This is a genomic window from Sphingomicrobium sediminis, from assembly GCF_023805295.1.
Classification (GTDB): domain Bacteria; phylum Pseudomonadota; class Alphaproteobacteria; order Sphingomonadales; family Sphingomonadaceae; genus Sphingomicrobium; species Sphingomicrobium sediminis.
Map to the genome: position 1 here is coordinate 151,375 of NZ_JAMSHT010000001.1, position 19,377 is coordinate 170,751.

At 62.9% G+C, this 19,377-nt stretch carries 16 protein-coding genes and 1 tRNA gene; 10 read left to right on the top strand and 7 right to left on the bottom strand.

What is annotated here, in order from left to right:
- Positions 1-36: 36 nt before the first annotated feature.
- Genes NDO55_RS00715 through NDO55_RS00735 form a run of 5 tightly spaced genes read left to right on the top strand, consistent with a single transcriptional unit; the run spans position 37 to position 7,613 of the window.
- Entirely contained in the window at positions 37-2,088 is a 2,052-nt protein-coding gene (locus NDO55_RS00715) for a S9 family peptidase (protein ID WP_252111451.1), read from the top strand.
- 48 nt (positions 2,089-2,136) lie between these two features.
- Complete coding sequence (locus NDO55_RS00720; protein ID WP_252111453.1) at positions 2,137-4,809, top strand: valine--tRNA ligase; 2,673 nt, start codon at positions 2,137-2,139, stop codon at positions 4,807-4,809.
- On the top strand, positions 4,806-5,792 hold the full coding sequence (gene hemB, locus NDO55_RS00725) for a porphobilinogen synthase (protein WP_279639071.1): 987 nt from the start codon (positions 4,806-4,808) through the stop codon (positions 5,790-5,792). The genes NDO55_RS00720 and hemB overlap by 4 nt, the downstream gene beginning before the upstream one ends.
- Positions 5,789-7,069, top strand: a complete 1,281-nt coding sequence (locus NDO55_RS00730) for an APC family permease (protein WP_252111457.1) — start codon at positions 5,789-5,791, stop codon at positions 7,067-7,069. Before hemB ends, NDO55_RS00730 begins: the two co-directional genes overlap by 4 nt.
- Positions 7,047-7,613: a GNAT family N-acetyltransferase gene (locus NDO55_RS00735; RefSeq protein ID WP_252111459.1), complete on the top strand. Its 567-nt coding sequence runs from the start codon at positions 7,047-7,049 to the stop codon at positions 7,611-7,613. Before NDO55_RS00730 ends, NDO55_RS00735 begins: the two co-directional genes overlap by 23 nt.
- Here NDO55_RS00735 and NDO55_RS00740 read toward each other — a convergent pair.
- Positions 7,610-8,101 (bottom strand): hypothetical protein, encoded by a 492-nt coding sequence (locus NDO55_RS00740; protein ID WP_252111461.1) that lies wholly within the window; start codon positions 8,099-8,101, stop codon positions 7,610-7,612. The genes NDO55_RS00735 and NDO55_RS00740 overlap by 4 nt on opposite strands.
- Positions 8,102-8,207: 106 nt before the next feature.
- Here NDO55_RS00740 and NDO55_RS00745 point away from each other — a divergent pair.
- A tRNA-Arg gene (locus NDO55_RS00745) sits at positions 8,208-8,284 on the top strand.
- A 407-nt stretch (positions 8,285-8,691) separates the two neighbouring features.
- Here the strand turns inward: NDO55_RS00745 and NDO55_RS12035 are convergent.
- From NDO55_RS12035 to NDO55_RS00775, 6 genes are all read right to left on the bottom strand, one after another.
- Positions 8,692-9,042 (bottom strand): hypothetical protein, encoded by a 351-nt coding sequence (locus tag NDO55_RS12035; protein WP_341869956.1) that lies wholly within the window; start codon positions 9,040-9,042, stop codon positions 8,692-8,694.
- 74 nt (positions 9,043-9,116) lie between these two features.
- On the bottom strand, positions 9,117-10,400 hold the full coding sequence (locus NDO55_RS00755; RefSeq protein ID WP_252111464.1) for an N-succinylarginine dihydrolase: 1,284 nt from the start codon (positions 10,398-10,400) through the stop codon (positions 9,117-9,119).
- Entirely contained in the window at positions 10,397-11,419 is a 1,023-nt protein-coding gene (locus NDO55_RS00760; RefSeq protein WP_252111466.1) for an arginine N-succinyltransferase, read from the bottom strand. Before NDO55_RS00760 ends, NDO55_RS00755 begins: the two co-directional genes overlap by 4 nt.
- On the bottom strand, positions 11,416-12,627 hold the full coding sequence (locus NDO55_RS00765) for a hydrolase (RefSeq protein WP_252111468.1): 1,212 nt from the start codon (positions 12,625-12,627) through the stop codon (positions 11,416-11,418). Before NDO55_RS00765 ends, NDO55_RS00760 begins: the two co-directional genes overlap by 4 nt.
- Positions 12,628-12,638: 11 nt before the next feature.
- Positions 12,639-13,118, bottom strand: coding sequence for an RNA pyrophosphohydrolase (locus NDO55_RS00770; RefSeq protein WP_252111470.1), 480 nt, complete (start codon positions 13,116-13,118; stop codon positions 12,639-12,641).
- A gap of 39 nt (positions 13,119-13,157) precedes the next feature.
- Positions 13,158-13,922 carry a hypothetical protein gene (locus NDO55_RS00775; protein WP_252111471.1) on the bottom strand — a complete coding sequence of 255 codons (765 nt, stop codon included), beginning with the start codon at positions 13,920-13,922 and terminating at the stop codon, positions 13,158-13,160.
- Between the two features lie 135 nt (positions 13,923-14,057).
- Here NDO55_RS00775 and NDO55_RS00780 point away from each other — a divergent pair, with 135 nt between their 5' ends.
- From NDO55_RS00780 to NDO55_RS00795, 4 genes are all read left to right on the top strand, one after another.
- A complete protein-coding gene (locus NDO55_RS00780; protein ID WP_252111473.1) occupies positions 14,058-15,905 on the top strand; it encodes a 2-oxoacid:acceptor oxidoreductase subunit alpha in 1,848 nt (615 codons plus the stop codon).
- A 107-nt stretch (positions 15,906-16,012) separates the two neighbouring features.
- Positions 16,013-17,023, top strand: a complete 1,011-nt coding sequence (locus tag NDO55_RS00785; protein WP_252111475.1) for a 2-oxoacid:ferredoxin oxidoreductase subunit beta — start codon at positions 16,013-16,015, stop codon at positions 17,021-17,023.
- 17 nt (positions 17,024-17,040) lie between these two features.
- Positions 17,041-17,958, top strand: coding sequence for a metal-dependent hydrolase (locus tag NDO55_RS00790; RefSeq protein ID WP_252111478.1), 918 nt, complete (start codon positions 17,041-17,043; stop codon positions 17,956-17,958).
- The gene (locus NDO55_RS00795) at positions 17,955-19,340 is read left to right on the top strand and encodes a cryptochrome/photolyase family protein (RefSeq protein ID WP_252111481.1); all 1,386 of its coding nucleotides are present in this window, start codon (positions 17,955-17,957) and stop codon (positions 19,338-19,340) included. Before NDO55_RS00790 ends, NDO55_RS00795 begins: the two co-directional genes overlap by 4 nt.
- Positions 19,341-19,377 lie beyond the last annotated feature (37 nt).

Below are 19,377 nucleotides of genomic sequence, written 5' to 3' on the forward strand. Positions count from 1 at the left end.
CTTGCGAAATGGCGCGCGAGGAGTAGCGTTCGCGCCATGAAAACGACTCTCGCGCTGACCGCGCTCGCCGCCGCCCTCGTCGCCACCCAAGCCGCCGAAGCGCGGCCGCTCACCCCCGAGGACCTGGTCGGCTTTGACCGCGTCGGTGCGCCGTCCGTATCGCCCGATGGCAAATGGGCCTTGTTCTCCGTCTCCAGCGCGAAAGACGACCTTTCGGGGCGCACCACCAGCTATCATCTCCATTCGCTCGACGGGTCGGAAGACGATCATGTCCTCGCCAATGGCAACTGGAGCTTCGGCGGCGCGCGGTTCGGCGGCGACGGAGCGATCTGGTTCGTGTCAGACCGTTCGGGATCGGACCAGGTCTATCGCATGGAGCGTTTCCAGGAGCCCGAGCAGGTCACCAACCTCGCCGCCGGCGCGATCGACGATTTCGTCCTGTCGACCGATGCCAGCAAGCTCGTGCTGATCGCCACACGCGACCTTAAATGCGAAGATTTTGTCTGCGCCAATGTGGATGTCGAAGCGGCCATGGAGGTCGAGGTCGGCAATGCGCTCGAATATGACGAAATCTTCGTGCGGCAGTGGGATACATGGGTCGAACCCGGCGTGAAGTCGCAGCTTTACGGTTTCGAGGTCGTCGATGGTCGTGCCATCGGCACCGGCGCACCGCTCAGCCGCGATCTTGGCGGCAACACGCCCTCGCGCCCCTTTGGTGGCAGCGAGGAAATCAGTGTCGCGAATAATGGCGCGGTCTTCTTCGCACTGCGCGAAGGCGGGTCGAGCGAACCCACCTCGACCGACCTCGATATCTATGTCGCCCCGATCGACGGGCGAGCGCCTGCGATCAACCTGACGCCCGACAATGAGGCGCACGACAATCTGCCGACCATTTCGCCCGATGGCCGCACGCTGGCCTATGTCGCGATGGAGCGGCCCGGCTATGAGAGCGACAAGTTCACAGTCATGATCCGCGATCTCGCCACCGGCGAAACGCGCGCCTTGACCGCCGATGGCTATCTTTCGGCCGGATCGATCACGTGGACGGCCGACGGCACCAGTTTGATCGTCGGTGTCGGCGAAACGATGGAGCACCCGCTCTATCGCATCAATGTCGCCTCTGGCGCGCGCGAGCGGCTCACGCAGGACGGCAATGCGGGCAATGCCGTGCCTCTGCTCAATGGCGATGTCGTCTTCACGATGAACAGCATGATGGCGCCGACCGAAATCTACCTGCTCGACGATGGCGAGATCGAGCAGCGCACTTTCTTCAATGCCGACAAGCTCGCCGAGCTCGACCCGATGGAATATGAGAAGTTCAACTTCATCGGCGCCAATGGCGACACGGTCTGGGGCTTCCGCCTCAAGCCCGCCGATGCCGAGGAGGACCTGCCGGTCGCCTTCGTCGTCCATGGCGGTCCGCAGGGTAGCTTTGGCAATAGCTGGTCGACCCGCTGGAACCCGCGCGCGCTGACGTTCGGGAAATATGCGGTCGTCTCGATCGATTTCCACGGCTCCACCGGATACGGGCAGGACTTCACCGACAGCATCAACCAGGATTGGGGCGGCAAGCCGTTGGAGGACCTCCAGCTGGGCCTCGCCCACGCGCTGGAGATGGACGAGCAACTCGACGGCGACCGCATCTGCGCGCTGGGCGCCAGCTATGGCGGCTATATGATGAACTGGATTGCGGGTAATTGGTCCGACCGGTTCGACTGCCTCATCAACCATAACGGCTTGTTCGACATGCGGGCCTTCTATTACTCGACCGAGGAATTGTGGTTCCCGCGCTGGGACATGGGCGGCTCCTATGCCGAAAATCCGGAAATGTATGAGCGCTGGAATCCCGTGAACCATGTCGACAATTGGCAGACGCCGATGCTGGTCGTGCTGGGCCTCAAGGATTATCGCGTGCCCTATACGCAGGGCCTCGGTGCCTTCACCGCGCTGCAGGAGCGCGACATTCCCTCCAAGCTGCTCGTCTTCCCCGACGAAAATCACTGGGTGCTTAACGGCGAGAACTCGATCCGCTGGCACAATGAGGTCGAGGAATGGATGGACCGCTGGACCGCCGAGGACGGCGAATAGCGGGAATCTCTTGAAGGGGAGGGCGGCTCTCTATAGTCGCTCTGCCCTATGACCGAACTCGCCAAGACTTTCGAACCCGGCCCGATCGAGGCAAAATGGTACCAGCATTGGGAAAAGGGCGGCCTGTTTCGCCCCGAGCGCCCCGACGCGCAGGCCTATACGATCGTCAACCCGCCGCCCAACGTGACGGGCAGCCTGCATATCGGGCACGCGCTCGACAATACGCTGCAAGACATCATGATCCGCTACGAGCGGTTGCGCGGCAAGGACGCGCTGTGGGTCGTGGGCGTCGACCATGCCGGCATCGCCACCCAGATGGTGGTCGAGCGGCAGATGGAAGCCAAACAGGACAAGCGCACCAACTATTCGCGCGAGGACTTCATCAAGAAGGTCTGGGAGTGGAAGGAAGAGAGCGGCGGTACGATTACCGGCCAGCTGCGGCGCCTCGGCTGCTCGATGGACTGGAGCCGCGAGCAGTTCACGATGGACCCGCATTTTTCCAAGGCCGTGCTCAAGGTCTTCGTCGACCTATACAATGACGGCCTCATCTATCGCGACAAGCGACTGGTGAACTGGGACGTCAAATTGAAGACCGCCATCTCCGACCTCGAAGTCGAGACGATCGAGATGAAGGGCGGTTTCTGGCACTTCAAATATCCGCTCGCCGACGGGGTGAAGACCAGCGAGGGCAAGGACTATCTGGAAGTCGCGACGACGCGTCCGGAAACGATGCTCGCGGACATGGCGGTCGCGGTGCATCCCGAAGACGAGCGCTTTGCGTCGGTCGTGGGCAAGATGATCGATCACCCGATTACGGGGCGGAAAATCCCGGTCGTGGCGGACGAGCATGCCGATCCCGAACTGGGCTCGGGCTGCGTGAAGATCACGCCGGGCCACGACTTCAACGATTTCGACGTGGGCAAGCGCGCGGGTATGGAGCCTGCGAAGATGCTCAACATGCTCGATGGCAATGGCGATGTCTGCCAGACCGAGGACGGACTGGTGCCCGATGAATTTATCGGGCTGCATCGTTTCAAGAAGAATGGCGTCGACGGCGCACGCGAATTGGTTGTGACGCGGATGAAGGAGCTCGGCCTCCTCATCCCGCATGTCGACAAGGACGGCGAGGAACATGATGCCGAGCCGCGCACCATCCAAACGCCGTTCGGCGATCGTGGTGGTGTTGTGATTGAGCCTTGGTTGACTGATCAATGGTATGTGGATGCCGAAAAGCTCGCGGTACAGCCGATCGAGGCGGTGAAGAATGGCGACGTCGAGATCGTGCCCAAGAGCTGGGAAAAGACCTTCTTCAACTGGATGGAAAATATCCAGCCCTGGTGCGTGAGCCGGCAGCTTTGGTGGGGTCACCAGATCCCGGCCTGGTATGATGCCGACGGCAAGGCCTATGTCGCGATGAGCGAGGAAGAGGCGCAGGCCCAGGCGGGCGAGGGCGTGGCGCTGAAGCGCGACGAGGATGTGCTCGACACATGGTTCTCGTCCGGGCTTTGGCCTTTCGCGACATTGGGCTGGCCCAACCAGACCGACCTCTTGGCAAAGCATTATCCCAACGACCTGCTCGTCTCAGGCTTCGACATCCTGTTCTTCTGGGACGCGCGGATGATGATGATGGGGCGCCAGCTGACGGGTGAGAATCCGTGGCCGAAGCTCTATCTGCACGGCCTCGTGCGCGCCGCCGACGGGCAGAAAATGTCCAAGTCGAAGGGCAATGTGGTCGATCCATTGGGCCTCATCGACCAATATGGCGCCGATGCGCTGCGCTTCTTCATGGCTGCGATGGAAAGCCAGGGCCGTGACATCAAGATGGATGACAAGCGGGTCGAGGGCTATCGCAATTTCGGCACCAAGATCTGGAACGCCGCGCGTTTCCTCCAGGCCAATGGCATCGGTGGCAGCGATACGATCAGCGCGCCGAGCGCGACAAAGCCGGTCAATCGCTGGATCATCGGCGAAGTCGTCGAGACGCTGGCCCGCCTGGAAAAAGCGTTCGAGGAATTGCGCTTCGACGGGATGGCCGATGCCATCTACCGCTTCGCCTGGGGCACCTTCTGCGACTGGTATCTCGAACTCATAAAGGGCGACATCGATGACGAGACCAAGGCGGTCGCGGCGTGGGCGTTCGACCAGATCCTCGTCATGCTCCATCCCTTCATGCCCTTCATCACCGAAGAGCTGTGGAGCGCGATGGGTGAGCGCGACTATGACCTCATCGTCGCCAAATGGCCGGAGCCAAAGGCTGATGTGGATGCCGAGGCTAAAGCCGGCATCGACTGGACCATCGCGCTGATCAGTGAAGTGCGTGCGCTGCGTGCCGAACTCAACATTCCGTGGAGTTCGCGCCTGACGCTGCATCCGCTGGATGGCGGCGCGACCGACGGGGCCGAGGCACTCGACCGCATGGGCAAGGCCGAATGGGGCGCGGAGATGAAGACTGCGCCATCAGGTTCTGCGCAGATCGTGGTCGCTGGCAAGAGCTATGCGGTGCCGCTGGCCGATGCCATTGATCTCGACGCCGAACGCGCGCGGCTTGCCAAGGCGGCAGAAGCAGCCGAAAAGGAGGTGAAAAGCCTCGAGGGTCGATTGAACAATCCCAATTTCGTCGAACGCGCCAAGCCCGAAGCGGTTGAAAAGGCCAAGGCCGACCATCAAGCCCGCTCGGAAGAAGCGACGCGGCTGCGCGCAGCGCTGGAGCGGCTGGGTTGAGCTTTCCCGCCACCCGGATGCGCCGCCGCCGGCAGGCCCCGTGGATGCGCGAGATGGTGCGCGAGCATCGGCTCCACCCCAGCGACTTCATCTGGCCGCTCTTCATCTGTGAAGGTGAGGGCGAGGAACAGCCGATCGCGTCGCTGCGCGGCGTGTCGCGCTGGTCGATCGACGGCATCGTCGAGCGCGCCAAGGAAGCGGCCGATGCGGGTATTCCGGCTGTCGCGCTCTTCCCCAATACGGCGGACAAGGATCGCAGCGAGGATGCGCGCGAGGCGCTCAATCCAGACAATCTCGTCTGCCGCGCCGTACGCGGCATCAAGGATGCGGGTATCGAGATCGGCGTGATGACCGATGTGGCGTTGGATCCCTATACCAGCCACGGCCACGACGGCCTGCTCGCCGAGGACGGTAGCGTCGACAATGACGCAACGGTCGACATCCTCGCCGCGCAAGCGCTGGTGCAGGCGGCAGCGGGTGCAGACATTGTCGCGCCCTCCGACATGATGGACGGCCGCATCGCCGCGATCCGCGACACGCTGGAAGATGGCGGCCATTCGAATACCGCGATCATGGCCTATTCGGCCAAATATGCCTCTGCGCTCTATGGCCCGTTCCGCGATGCAGTCGGCTCCGGCGATCGCCTCAAGGGTGACAAGCGCGGTTATCAGATGGACCCCGCCAACGGGATGGAAGCGCTGCAGGAAGTCGAGCTCGACATATCCGAGGGCGCGGATTTCGTGATGGTGAAGCCGGGGATGCTCTATCTCGATATCGTCGCGCGGGTTGCCGACACGTTCGAAACGCCCGTCTTTGCCTATATGACCAGCGGGGAATTCGCGATGATCGAAGAATGCGCGGCTGCCGGGGCAGGGGACCGCGACACAATGCTGATGGAAGCGCTGACGGCCTTCAAACGCGCCGGCGCGACGGGCATTTTGAGCTATCATGCGCTGGAGGTCGCGCGTAAGCTTCGCGCATGACCGGGGGCAAGTATAAGCGCGATATGGGGACGCTGGGCGTCGCCTTCCTGACCATCAACGGGCTGATCGGCGCGGGGATTTTCGGCTTGCCCGAAATCCTCCATGACGCCGTCGGCTCGTTCGCGCCTTGGCTGCTGCTCATTGGCGGGGCGTTGGTGATGAGCATCGTCATCTGTTTTGCCGAACTGACCAAGCTGACCGACCGCTCGGGCGGACCGCAGCGCTTCGTCGCGGACGCATTCGGACGTTTTCCGGGCTTCCAGATCGGCTGGACTTTCTATTCTGCGCGCATGTTGAGCCAGGCGGCCAACGTCACCGTGATGATCGCCTATGCAGCGGCGATCTGGCCGGCCATCGGCGATGGCTGGGCATATAGTGCAGCGATCATTGTCACATTGGGTGCGATGACCATCCTCAACATCGTGGGCCTCAAGCGGGTCGTGGCGGTGCTCGGCACGATGACCTTCCTGAAGCTCGCGCCATTGGTCATCCTGATTATCGTCGGGCTTGCGGGCGCCGCGGCACCGGGACCGGTGGTCCTGCCGCAGTTCAGCGCGATCGAGGGTATCGCGCTGGCCGCGCTCTATGCGTTCGTCGGCTTCGAAAATGCGACCATTCCGGCGGGCGAAACACGCGATCCACGCCGCGCCATGCCGCGTGCGCTGACGCTCAGCCTGGCGCTCGTCACCCTGATCTATTTTGCGTTGCAATGGGCCTACAGCCTGTCGCCGATTGCAGGCACCGGGCCTGATGCGCCAGTCGTCGAGCTGGCGCGCCTGTTCGGCGGCGATACGGGCGCGATCCTGATCGCCGCGACCATCGTGATGAGCGTGCTCGCGAACATGACCGCGGGTCACACCTCGGCCAGCAGGATGACGCCTGCGCTGGCTGATGACGGGCTGCTGCCGGCCTGGTTCGGCAAGGTGTCGCGCTGGGGCACGCCGGCCAATTCGATCGCCTTTTTCGGGGTCGGGGCCATCGCTTTCGCATTGTCGGGGACGTTCGTGGTGCTTGCCGCCATTTCGACGCTGGCGCGCCTCGTCGCCTATATCGCGTCCATCGCGGCGCTGCCGCGCCTGCGGCAGGCGGCAGGCCGACCGGCGCTCAATCCGACGATCATGATCGCGGCGCCGATCGGGCTCGTACTCAGCATCTGGGCGACGATGCAGACCAACCAGACGCATTGGCTCACGCTCGGCGGCTTCGCGGCTGTCGGGACGATCCTCTACTTCATCGCCCGCCGGACGCCTGACGATGTCCAAGACGTTTCGGCTTGAGACCGAGCGCCTGATCCTGCGCGACTGGCGCGATGAGGATCGCGACCGCTTTCACCAGATCATGAACACGCCCGCCGTGATGCGCTGGCTCGGCGGCGTGATGGAAACGCCCGACAAATGGCATGCGGCGTTCGAGCGCCTGCAGCGTTATGCGCGTGATTTCGGGCATACGTTCTGGCTGGTTGAGCGCAGATCGGACGGCGAATTGCTGGGCTTTTGCGGGCTCAAGCGGATCAATTACGAGGACGCGCCCAACCAGGGCATGTGCGAGATCGGGTGGCGGTTTCGCGAAAGCGCCTGGGGGCAGGGCTTTGCGCGCGAGGCGGCAACGGCCTGCCTCGATCTCGCCTTCGACCGGTTCGGCTATGACGAGGTCACGGCGGTCACCGTCAGCGGGAATGAAGCGAGCTGGGGGCTGATGCTGCGGCTCGGCATGCGGGAGCGGCCCGATCTTGCCTATAAGGACCGCGAATATAGCCCGAAATATGGTCCGGCGCGGCAATGGGTGATGACTAAAGAAGAGTGGGACGCGCTCAGCGCCTAGTTGGCGAGGCGAATGCTCATCTCTTCGATGGTGCTGGCCTGCTGCGCATCGATCATGAGCAAGGCCTGCATGACCCGTCGCGCTGCCTCACGGTCGGCGGGTGAGGACCAGCCCTCTGCGCCGATGGGTACCGTGATCAGCTGATCGAGGTCGCCCAAGGCAATCGGAAGGGGCGCGCGTGCCACTTCGAGCAGGCTCACGGCCTCTTGGGCGGTGACCCAGCTTTCGCTCCCAGGGGGGCCGGCTACCGATACCAGCTCGAAGGTTTCGAGCAGCAGCGCCTCATAGGCCGAGATGGCGGAATTGGCGCGGGCCCTGATGTCGGCCAGCTGCGCCTCGATCGTCAGCTGCCCAAGATCTGGTTCGGCGCTGCCGACGGGGAGGCGCGGGTCGATCGCTTCGGCAGGACGCTCGGCCAGCGAGGGGCCGTTGGCGTTGGTGCCGCACGAGGCGAGGACGAAAAGGCCGAGAATGGCGAGGCTGCGCATGCTCTGTCCCTAGCCAGCGCAAGGGGGAAGGGCAATCGGCCAGAGGTTTTTCAAAAAAACGTCTTGAAAGGGTGCGCCAACCCCCCTAGTGACCCCCTCAACCCAAGCGCCCGTAGCTCAGCTGGATAGAGTACCTGACTACGAATCAGGTGGTCGGAGGTTCGAATCCTTCCGGGCGCGCCATCTTAAAGAGAAGGCCGCGATGCTCCCAACGGAGCGCGCGGCCTTTTTCTTTGTCTCGAATGTCGGGTTGGTCGCTTAGGCGGTCACGGTCTCGAACTGAGCGGCACGCTGGGCGAAGGTATCGGCAAGCATCTCGTGACGTTCGCGGGCTGCCTTGGTCACCGACCTAATGGCAAGCATGCGCTCCTGAGCAGCGCGGCGTTGGTAAAAGCGAACGTTCGATTCAATCTGCATTCCATCCCCCGGAAATTAGCGTGTCTGTGATCCTGCTCCGATTCGGTTCCTAACCTGACGATGCAGGAGAATGGTAAAGTGACGGTAAATTGCAAGGCAGGAATCTGGGATGCCAACATAGGTTATGTCGTTTGTCCGACATTTCACGCGGCTGTCATGAAAATCGAATGAAATCAGCCGCGACGGGCGCTGTGCTCATTCAAGGTCGCAACGCGGCGACGGTCGCTCGAACGGCGACGATGGCGGCGGCGCAACGAGGCGCTGCGCAGATGCCGTGTCGGGGCCTGGTAGGGTCCCTGGACGATGGCCGGCTCAGCGGGACGGACCGCATCGAGCAACTTGGCACCGGCCACGAAGACGACGCCGAGGCAGCCCGCGCAGAGCGCGACGCCGAGCGTGCCGGGATATTGGCCGAGATAGGCGATGCCCCGCGTCACTGCCCCCATGGCGATGGCAAAAATCACCAGATACGCTTCGAAGCGCGTCTTGATAGTGAATAGGCGGACGACTCGTTTTAGCATCATGAACAGTTAAGCAAACGGCGTGCCATTCGCCAAGTTCCGCCAAAAAGGTCTTAAGCGGGATGGTTACCTGTTTATTAATCCGACACTTTTGCGGGCTCGCGCAATTCGGCGAGATCCATGACATCGAGCATCGCATCACGTGCATCGGCGACCACCTTGAGCAAGGTGGCGCTGGTCAGCTCGCGCGCATCGATGGTCTCGGGCCAGGTGCGTTCGACGCAGGCGGCCATGGCGTCGAGCTTGTCCTCGTTGGCGAGGAAGCGCGGATCGACGTCGGCGGGATCGCAGGCGACACGCAGACGCAGGCAGGCCGGGCCGCCGCCATTGGCCATGGACTGGCGCACATCGACCACTTCGACGCGCTGGATCGGGCCGTTGCCGGCAAGGTGACGTTCGAGCCAGGCCCAGACGGTCGGCGTCTCGCGGCACTCGCCGGGAACGATGAGGGTCTGTTTGCCGTCGGGGAGCGTGACTAGCTGCGCGTTGAAGAGATAGCTGGAGATGGCATCGGCCAGCGGGACTTCGTCGGCGCCGACTTCGACATATTGGAGATCGTCGAACTTCTCGCCGATCCGTTCGACCGTCGCAGCTTGGTCAGCAAAAGCGAGTTCGTGGGCGAAGAGGACGCGCTCGTTGGCGACGGCGACGACGTCATTGTGGAAGGCGCCGGCAGCGATCGCTTCTTCGGACTGCTGGATGAAAAGGGTGCGGTCGGCATCGAGCCGGTGGAGGCGGGCGATGGCCTGGCTGGCCTCGATATGCTGGCGGGCCGGGAAGGGGCCGCCCGAGATGCCGTAGACGAAGAGCTCGAGGCCGGGGTCGCCATGACCGGTCGAGAGGCGCATGAAGTTGGCGGCGCCTTCGTCGCCGAAGGCGGGCGGGACGGGATCGTGGACGGCAAAGGCGGCCTCGTTGCCGAAAGCGACGCGCAATTGCTTGAGCGTGTCGGGCCATTCATGGCTGCGATGCGGCATGGTCTTGAGATTGGCGACGGTGAGGTGGCAGCGCCCGTCCGCCGTGTCGGGCGCAGGGCTGACCGTCGCTGCATTGGCGGCCCACATCGCGCTGGCGCTCATCGCATTGGCGGCGAGCGCATGGCTGGTCTCGCTAATGTCGGCACCGAGGCGTGCAAGCCATCCATGATTGGGGCGGGGGAGCGGCATGAAGACGCCTTGCACCAGTCCCAGCCGCAGGTTGGCGCGCATCTTCTCGATGCCCTGCAACGCTGCGGCGCGCGGCTGCGAGACGTCGCCGGCATTGCGGGTCGAGGCCAGGTTGCCGAGACTGAGGCCCGCATAATTGTGGCTCGGCCCGATCAGGCCGTCGAAATTGATCTCGCGGATCGCGCCCCCGCTCACAGGCGGCGTCCGATGGCGAGTACGCGGTCGCCATTTTCGACATCGAGCGCGGCGATGCTGGCCTCGTCCATGTAGATTTGGTCGCCGTCGATCTCGGCCATGGCGTGGCAGGCGCGGAAATCCTTGAGACGACCGGTGGCGACAATCATTTTTTCGCCTTTGGCATCGCCGAGAGTGCCGTCAAGCTGGTACCAGTCGCTTTCCTTGACCGTACGCACATCGTCCGTGTCGCCGACGACTGTGGGCCCGCCATCGAAAATGTCGAGATAATGGTCGTATTTGAGCCCCTCATTTTCGAGCATGCGCATGGCGGCGCGGCCCGAAGGGTGAGGCTGGCCGATGACGGCGCGCGCGGCCTCGGGGAGCAGGCTGACGTAGATCGGCGTCTTGGGCATCAGGTCGGCGATGAACTGCGTGCCGTGGACGGCGTTGAAGGCGTCGGCTTCGGGGAAGGTCATGCCGAAGAAACGGCCGGCAATGGCGTCCCAGAAATGCGAATGACCGCCCTCGTCGATCACGCCGCGCAGCTCGGCGAGCAGCTTGTCCCCGAAGCGGGGGCGATGCTGCTTGATGAAGAGATAGCGAGCGCGGGCCAAGAGGAGGCCAAGGCCGCCGGCGCGGGCCGCGGGATGGAGGAACAGACCGCCCACCTCGCTCGAGCCTTCGAGGTCGTTGCAGAGCGACAGCAGCTGGTTGCGGAAGGTCTGGTCGAGCTCGGCGCTATGCTGCGTCGTCGTGGACAGGCGGTAGCTGTAGAAGGGCTGGGTCGAACCGACGCGGCCGAAAATCTGGCAGGTGCCGCGAATGGCGCCGGTCTCGGTATCTTCGAGCATGAAGATGTAGAGATCATCGTCGGGCACTTCGCCTTCGCGGGCGAAGCTGGCATCGGATCGTTCGAGCCGTTCGCCGAGCACCTTGCGGTCGGCGGGCAGGTTGGTGAAGCCGCCGCCGGTCAGTTTCGACAGGTCGTAAAGGGCATCGAGATCGTCGATGCTGGCGGCACGCAATACATAGGTCATTGGTCGATCAGTCTCTTGATGGTGAGCGCCGACAGTGCGGCGCGTTCGCCGATCGAGTCGACGATCAGAAATTCGTCGGAGGAATGGATGGCACCGCCGCGTACGCCCATCGTGTCGACGACGGGCACGCCGGTGGCAGCGATATTGTTGCCGTCGCACACGCCGCCTGTGGCCTTCCAACCGATTTCCTGCCCGAGGTCGCGGCCGGCGGCCTGCACCAGCTCGAACAGGGTCTGCATCTTCGGCGTCATCGGCTTGGGCGGGCGGGCGAAGCCGCCATGGACGTGGGCGTGGACGTCATGCTTGGCGCAGACCGATGCGACAGTGTCGGCGACGAGCCGTTCGGCGCGGGACTGGTCCTCGGTCGTGACGACGCGGAAGTTGATGCGCAAGATCGCAAGGTCGGGGACGACATTGTTGGGGCCGCCGCCGTCAATCTTGGCGGGATTGACGCTCATCGTGTCGTCCATCTCGGCCTTGAGACGGAGCGCCAGGTCGGCGGCCGCAACGAGGGCGTTGCGCCCGTCGCGCGGATTGCGGCCGGCATGGGCCGACTTTCCGTGGAGCGTGATCGAATAATTGCCGCTGCCCGAACGTGCGCCGGCGAGCGTCCCGTCGGGAAGGGCCGAGGGCTCGTAGGTGAAGGCGGCCCGCTTGCCTGCGGCCGATTTTACTAGAAGCGGCTGGGATGAAGGCGAGCCGATCTCCTCGTCCGAATTGATCACGACTTCATAGCCGAGCTTGTCGCGCAGCGGGCTGGCCTCGATGGCTTCCAATGCGGCGAGCATGACGGCGATGCCGCCTTTCATGTCGGTAATGCCGGGGCCATTCAGGACCTTGCCATCATCGAGCCATTTCAGATCTTGGAACGGGTGGTCGATGCCGAAGACCGTATCCATGTGGCCGGTGAAGAGCAGCTGCAGCGGTGCATCGGGACGGACGGTGAGATGGAGATGCTCGCCATGCGGCACTTCCACTTCCTTGCCGCCATCGTCGATCGCGGTGACCGGCGCGGGTTCGGCAAGCGCCAGCTCGCCGGGGAGCGCGGAAAAGGCGTCGGCCAGCTTGCCAGCGACCGACGCCAGCCCGTCGAGATTGCGACTGCCAGAATTGATCGCGGCCCAATCTTGGGTGCGCGCGAATGCCTGGTCGTGGCCCGCTTTGGCGGCCTCGACGAGTGCGGATTCTTCTGTGGTCAGCTCCCCCATGGGATGGCCTCCTAGCGTGGTCCGAGCCAGTCGGCAAACCCGTCGAGGATCGATCGGTACATGTCGCGCTTGAACGGGACGATGAGCTCGGGAAGGCGCAAGGGATCGGTCCATTGCCAGTGCGAGAATTCGGGATGCTCGGTCTCGATGTTCACGTCGCTGTCCGAGCCGTGGAAGCGTAGCAGATACCAATGCTGGCGCTGGCCGATCCAGCGGCCGCCCCAGAGCTTGCCGCGCAGATCGTCCGGTAGCTCGTAGCGCAGATCTAGACGCGGGCTGCCGCCGACGCGTTCGACGAGGTCGGGGACGATGCCGGTTTCCTCCTCCAGCTCGCGCAGCGCGCCCTGCCAGCTATCCTCGCCCGGATCGACGCCGCCCTGCGGCATCTGCCAGGCCTCGGCGCGATTATCGAGGCGGCGTCCCGCCCAGGCATGGCCCGCCTGATTGAGGAGCATGATGCCTGCGCCAAAGCGATATTTGTCGTCGTTCATGAACTCTTGATAGGGCGCTGCCCGAAAGGACGAAACCGATTATTCGAGTTCCGTTTTCAACAGATCTACCACGCGGCGAGCGTTACGTTGATAAAGGACCAGATCCGATTGATAGGCAGCAATGGCGGCGAAGTGCCAACGCATTTCGTCTGCCAGAACCGGATTTTCCTTTAGTCTCCGGGCGGCCCGCCTCGTTTTGTCATCGGGAAGGTCTAGTGTGCATTCTTCGCTTATCGTGACCCAGCCTTGCGCACTATCCATCCGCCGGTCGCCGCATTCTTGGGTAATCATGTCTTGCAAGTCTTCGGGAATGATCCGCCGAACATTCTGTCGGTAGTCGGTGAAAAGCTCCTGCTCCGACACATTCTTGGTGGACATGATAACGATCAGGTATGCGCGCAGCTCCGGATTTTCGACGCGGCGAAGCTGCTCGTTGCCGAAAATCGTCGACCACGCGTTCGCGTCATAGCCTACATAGGTGTGCTGGCTGGCCATGAAGGCCGCGATGACAAATTCGGTATCGTTATAGTCGCCTTCGCCACGCCAAGCGGCGAATGCAGTATCGCCATAGGCACGTGTGATGGCGTAATAGTCGATGATCGACTGGTAGCCGACCAGGAGGTCTTCGAGTTCGGGGCGAAGCTGCTGCAAGAGCCGCGCGGTCTCCCTCTTCTTTCCCTGTTCCTCGTTCCAGTTCGCGACCATCGTGCCGAGGAAAACACCTACGACAACGATCACCAGTTCGACCGAAATCGCGAACCAGTTCTGCGCCCTCAGATTGGCGACAAATCGCTTGTAGATCATGGTGCCCCCGTTCGAGGGTTTTGTGCAGGCATAGTCGGCGCGCGTAAAGGGGCTGGATAAGCGCCCTTTCGCGAATTAAGGCGACGCCCTACAGTCAATGACGTCGCAAAGACAATGAAGGTAAGGACCAGGAAGTTGGCCGAAGACGATCCCAAATTGAACGCCGGTGCCGATGCCATCGTGGTGCGGTTTGCCGGGGATTCCGGTGACGGGATGCAGCTGACCGGGGGTCAGTTCACGCTGGCCACGGCCTTGGCCGGCAACGACCTTGCCACCTTCCCGGATTTCCCGGCCGAGATTCGTGCGCCGCAAGGCACGACGTTCGGCGTGAGCGCCTTCCAGATCAATTTCGGTTCGGCCGCGATCGAGACGGCGGGCGATGCGCCCGATGTCCTCGTCGCGATGAACCCGGCGGCGCTGATGACCAATGTCGGCGATCTGCAGGAAGGCGGGCTGGTGATCGCCGACACCGGGGCCTTTAGCAAGCGTAACCTCGACAAGGCCGGGTATGAGGAAAACCCGCTGGAGAATGACAGTCTCGCCAAATATCGCGTGATGGCGTTCGATATCAGCGCGCTGACGCTGGAAGCCGTCAAGGAATTCGGCCTGTCGAACAAGGAAGCGCTGCGCTCCAAGAATATGTGGACGCTCGGCCTTGCGCTGTGGATGTTCGATCGTCCCCGCAAGCCGGTGGTCGACTGGCTCAACACCAAGTTCGCCAAGAAGCCCGAAATTGCCGAGGCCAATATCGCGGCGCTGAATGCCGGCCATGCCTATGGCGAGACGGCGGAGATTGGCGGGCAGGTGCGTCAGCGCCATGTCGACAAGGCTGTTGCTGAACCGGGCCTCTATCGCACCGTGACTGGTGCCGAGAGCCTGTCGACCGGGCTGGTCGCAGGCGCGCAGCTGGCCGGTCTGCCGATGTTCTTCGGTGGCTATCCGATTACGCCGGCGAGCGCGATCCTCCACCATTTGTCGCGTCTCAAGCATTACGGCATTACGACCTTCCAGGCGGAAGACGAGATTGCTGCCATCTGCGCCGCGATCGGGGCGAGCTATGCCGGCAGCCTCGGGGTTACCTCTTCCTCGGGTCCGGGCATCGCCCTCAAGACCGAGGCGATCGGCCTTGCGGTGATGACCGAGCTGCCGCTGGTTATCGTCAATTCGCAGCGTGGCGGCCCCTCGACGGGCCTGCCGACCAAGACCGAGCAGTCGGATCTCTACCAGGCTGTCTATGGTCGCAATGGCGACACGCCGCTGCCCGTCATCGCCGCGCGCTCGCCTGCCGACGCGTTCGAATGCGCGATCGAGGCGGTGCGGATCGCGGTCGAATATATGACCCCGGTCATGCTGCTGACCGACGGCTATATCGCCAATGCGGCTGAGCCTTGGAAGGTGCCGGATATGGGCAGCTTCGATCCGTTCCCGGTCAAGTTTGCCGAAGCCGGGTCGGACGTGAAGCCTTATGAACGCAACGACAAGGGCGGCCGCCCCTGGATCAAGCCGGGCACGCCGGGCCTCGAACATCGCATCGGCGGGATCGAGAAGGCGCCGGAAACGGGTGACATCAGCTATACGCCGCAGGCCCATGCGCAGATGACCGAAGAGCGTTTCGCCAAGGTGCGCAATGTCGCCGACACCATTCCCGACCAGGACGTCTGCCTCGGCGAGACGTCGGGCAGGCTGGCAATGGTCGGCTGGGGCTCGACCTTCGGGCCGATCCACCAGGCGGTACGTCGTTCGCGGGCCAAGGGCATGGATGTTGCCCATATCCACCTGCGCCACATCGCGCCTTTCCCGAGAAATCTCGGCGAGCTGCTCAAGGGCTATGAAAAGATCATCGTGCCGGAGATGAATGCAGGCCAGTTGAAGACGATGCTGCGCGACCAGTTCCTTGTCGATGCGAAGCCGCTCAACAAGATTGCCGGCCAGCCCTTCAAGATTGCGGAGATCGAAGCGGCGATCGCGGAGGCGCTGGCATGAGCGACGATCAACAACCCAAGCCGATGAACCCTTGGCCGCTGCTGCTCATTTCGGCGGTGGTCATTTATCTCGTCGGCAAATTGAATGGCTGGTTTTAGGACAGGCACATGAACGAACAAGTCAAACTCACCGCCAAGGATTGGGCCAGCGACCAGGAAGTGCGCTGGTGCCCGGGTTGTGGCGATTATGCCGTCCTCAAGGCCGTGCAGCGGACCATGCCGGACCTCGCCGACCGGCTCGAGAATACGGTGTTCATTTCGGGCATCGGCTGCTCGAGCCGCTTTCCCTATTATATGGCGAGCTACGGCTTCCACACGATCCATGGCCGCGCCTGCGCGGTGGCGACGGGCGTGAAGCTGGCCAATCCCGAACTCGACGTCTGGATCATCACAGGCGATGGCGATGCGCTCTCCATCGGCGGCAATCACACGATGCACCTGCTGCGCCGCAACCTCGATTGCCAGATCATGCTGTTCAACAACGAGATCTATGGCCTCACCAAAGGCCAATATTCGCCGACCAGCCGCGTCGGCACGCGCAGCCCATCGACGCCCTTCGGGTCGGTCGACCGGCCCGCCTTGCCAGCCAGCTTTGCGCTGGGCGCCGGTGCGCGCTTCGTGGCGCGCGGCATCGATGTGAACAAAAAGCTGCCCGAAGTCCTCAAGGCCGCCCACGGCCACAAGGGCGCGGCGTTCGTCGAGATCTACCAGAATTGCATCGTTTATAACGATGACGTCTTTGCCCCGTTCACCGACCGCACGGTTGCCGACGAGAAGCAGCTTTGGCTCGAAGCCGGCGAGAAAATGCTCTTCGCCAAGGGCGAGAAGGGCGTCGCGTTCGATACCGACAGCAAGACGCTGAAGGTCGTCGCGGGGGATAGCGACGAGGTGCTGGTGCACGATCCGAAGAATCGTGCGATCGCCCTGCTGCTCGCCGAAATGCCTGCCGACATCATGCCGGTGGCGCTTGGCGTGCTCTACGAAGACCCGGCCCCGACCTTCGAGACGGCGGTGATCGAACAGAACCGTATTGTGTCTGAAGGCAAGACCCCGGACCTGCAGGCGCTGCTCGAACAGGGGCAGACCTGGCAGGTCACCAAGGAACCGCGGGTCGAATAGGATGGTTCGTCCCCGCAATGGATAATATCACGCACAGCCTTGCGGGGGCACTTCTCGGACAGATGGGATTGAAGCGGCTGACGGCGCGCGCGATGCCGACGCTGATCATCGCCGCCAACCTGCCCGATATCGATGCGCTGACTCTGATCCTCGGGGGGAACGAGCATCTCGCCCATCGCCGCGGGATCACCCATGGCCCGATCGCAATGGTCGTATTGCCGATCATCCTGACCGGGCTGGTGCTGCTCTACGACAAATGGCGACCTGCCAAGGAGACGGTGAAGCCAGGCTGGATTCTGGCCTGCGCCTTCATCGGCTGCCTGTCGCATCCCGCGCTAGACTGGCTCAATGTTTACGGCATCCGTTTCCTCGAGCCGTTCAGCGACGAATGGTATGCGGGCGATACCCTGTTCATCATCGATATCTGGGTGTGGCTGGCTTTGCTCGGCGGGATCCATTTCTCGCGCGGGATCGAGAAAAGGGGCGGGCGGCGTTTCGGCTTTCCCGCGGCGCTCTCCTTCATCCTCATTTCCGCTTACATCGTCGGCAATGGCTGGCTGACCGGGCAGGCGGAAACGCAGAGCCGCGAGATTGTCGGCAAGCAGTATCGGATCATTCCCGAGCGCGTGGTGGCCGCGCCTGTGCCCTTCGAATTCTGGCGCCGCGAAATCTATTGGCGGGGCGGCTATCTCTACGGGTCGGGCGAATATGGCTTCCCCGACGGCGCACTGCTGACCGGGCGGCCGGAGCCGATCAGCTTCGACCATCCTGCGCTGGCGGCAGCGCGCGATCGCGATGATGTCGAGGCCTATCTCTTCTGGTCGCGCATGCCGGTGGTGGTCGAGAAAGACGGGCGCGTCTTGCTCAAGGACCAGCGCTTCATGGACGAGGGCGTTTCGAACGCCTTCACCGTCGATCTGGGGCCTGCCGAATGAGCGGTGATGCGACGAGCATCGTCTGGTTGCGGCGTGATCTCAGGCTGACCGACCAGCCGGCCTTTCGTGCGGCCGCGCGCGAGGGGACGGTCGTGCCCGTGTTCGTCCTCGACGATGAAACGCCTGGGGACCGCAAGCTTGGCGGCGCGTCGCGCTGGTGGCTGCATCGTAGCCTCGAAAGCCTGGCCGCCGACCTTGAGGAGAAGGGATCTAAGCTGATCCTGCGGCAGGGGCGTGTCGACCATGTCATTCCGCAATTGTGCGAGGAATTGGGCGCCACGCGGGTGCATGGCGTGCATCATTACGAGCCGTGGTGGAAAGAGGCCGAGGACCGCATCGCCGACCAGGTCGAGATTTGCCTACATGACGGCAACTATTTGGAACCGCCCGGCGCGGTGACGACGGGATCGGGCGATCCCTACAAGATCTTCACGCCCTTCTGGAAAGCCCTCAAGGAGCGCATGCCGCCGAGCGAGATTTCGCCGCGACCCTCATCGCTCGATGCGCCGGACAACTGGCCCGAAAGCGAGAAGCTGGACGAGTGGGATTTGCTGCCGACCAACCCTAATTGGGCTGGCGCGATGGAAGAGGAGTGGGAGCCAGGAGAGGCGGGCGCGGTCAAACGGCTCGAAGCCTTCCAGGACGATGCCTCGCATTATGAAGGCCAGCGCAATTGCCCGTCGGTCGAAGGCACATCGAAGCTCAGCCCGCACCTTCATTGGGGCGAGATTTCGCCGGCGCGCGTCTACAACCGCGTCAAGGATTCGGGTGGTAGCGTTGGGACTTTCCTGTCGGAACTGGGCTGGCGCGACTATGGCCAGAACGTCATCGACCAATTCCCCGATTATGCCGACAAGCCCTATCGCGACGGCTGGGACAAGTTCGAATGGCGCGACTTCCGCTCATCGACCGTACGCGACGAGTTTGACGCATGGAAGAAGGGCAAGACGGGCTATCCCATAGTCGATGCGGGTATGCGCCAGCTTTGGGCGATCGGGTGGGTCCACAATCGCGTACGCATGATCGTCGCCAGTTTCCTCATCAAGCATTTGTTGATCGACTGGCGCGAGGGCGAGCAATGGTTTTGGGACACGTTGGTCGATGCCGATTACGGGTCGAACGGGACCAACTGGCAATGGGTCGCCGGGACGGGCGTGGACAGCAACATGTTCGTCCGCATCATGGCGCCCCTCTCGCAGTCGGAAAAGTTCGATGCGGCGGACTATATACGGCAATGGGTGCCCGAACTTGCCGACCTGTCGGACGCGGACATTCACGACCCGCCGGCGGACAAGCGCCCGGACGACTATCCGGAGAAGATCATCGAGCATAAGGCCGCGCGCGAACGGGCGCTGGAGGCCTATCGCGCGATGAAGGGCTAGTAGTTTGCAAAAATTGGCGGCAGGGTCGCGTCTTGAT

Bases quoted from the DNA above. Each gene is read 5' to 3' on its own strand.
- NDO55_RS00775 (WP_252111471.1), bottom strand. From the start codon at position 13,922: ATGATCTACAAGCGATTTGTCGCCAATCTGAGGGCGCAGAACTGGTTC.
- NDO55_RS00735 (WP_252111459.1), top strand. From the start codon at position 7,047: ATGTCCAAGACGTTTCGGCTTGAGACCGAGCGCCTGATCCTGCGCGAC.
- NDO55_RS00785 (WP_252111475.1), top strand. From the start codon at position 16,013: ATGAACGAACAAGTCAAACTCACCGCCAAGGATTGGGCCAGCGACCAG.
- NDO55_RS12035 (WP_341869956.1), bottom strand. From the start codon at position 9,042: ATGATGCTAAAACGAGTCGTCCGCCTATTCACTATCAAGACGCGCTTC.
- NDO55_RS00790 (WP_252111478.1), top strand. From the start codon at position 17,041: ATGGATAATATCACGCACAGCCTTGCGGGGGCACTTCTCGGACAGATG.
- NDO55_RS00770 (WP_252111470.1), bottom strand. From the start codon at position 13,118: ATGAACGACGACAAATATCGCTTTGGCGCAGGCATCATGCTCCTCAAT.
- NDO55_RS00720 (WP_252111453.1), top strand. From the start codon at position 2,137: ATGACCGAACTCGCCAAGACTTTCGAACCCGGCCCGATCGAGGCAAAA.
- NDO55_RS00730 (WP_252111457.1), top strand. From the start codon at position 5,789: ATGACCGGGGGCAAGTATAAGCGCGATATGGGGACGCTGGGCGTCGCC.
- NDO55_RS00740 (WP_252111461.1), bottom strand. From the start codon at position 8,101: ATGCGCAGCCTCGCCATTCTCGGCCTTTTCGTCCTCGCCTCGTGCGGC.
- NDO55_RS00765 (WP_252111468.1), bottom strand. From the start codon at position 12,627: ATGGGGGAGCTGACCACAGAAGAATCCGCACTCGTCGAGGCCGCCAAA.
- NDO55_RS00715 (WP_252111451.1), top strand. From the start codon at position 37: ATGAAAACGACTCTCGCGCTGACCGCGCTCGCCGCCGCCCTCGTCGCC.
- NDO55_RS00795 (WP_252111481.1), top strand. From the start codon at position 17,955: ATGAGCGGTGATGCGACGAGCATCGTCTGGTTGCGGCGTGATCTCAGG.
- NDO55_RS00760 (WP_252111466.1), bottom strand. From the start codon at position 11,419: ATGACCTATGTATTGCGTGCCGCCAGCATCGACGATCTCGATGCCCTT.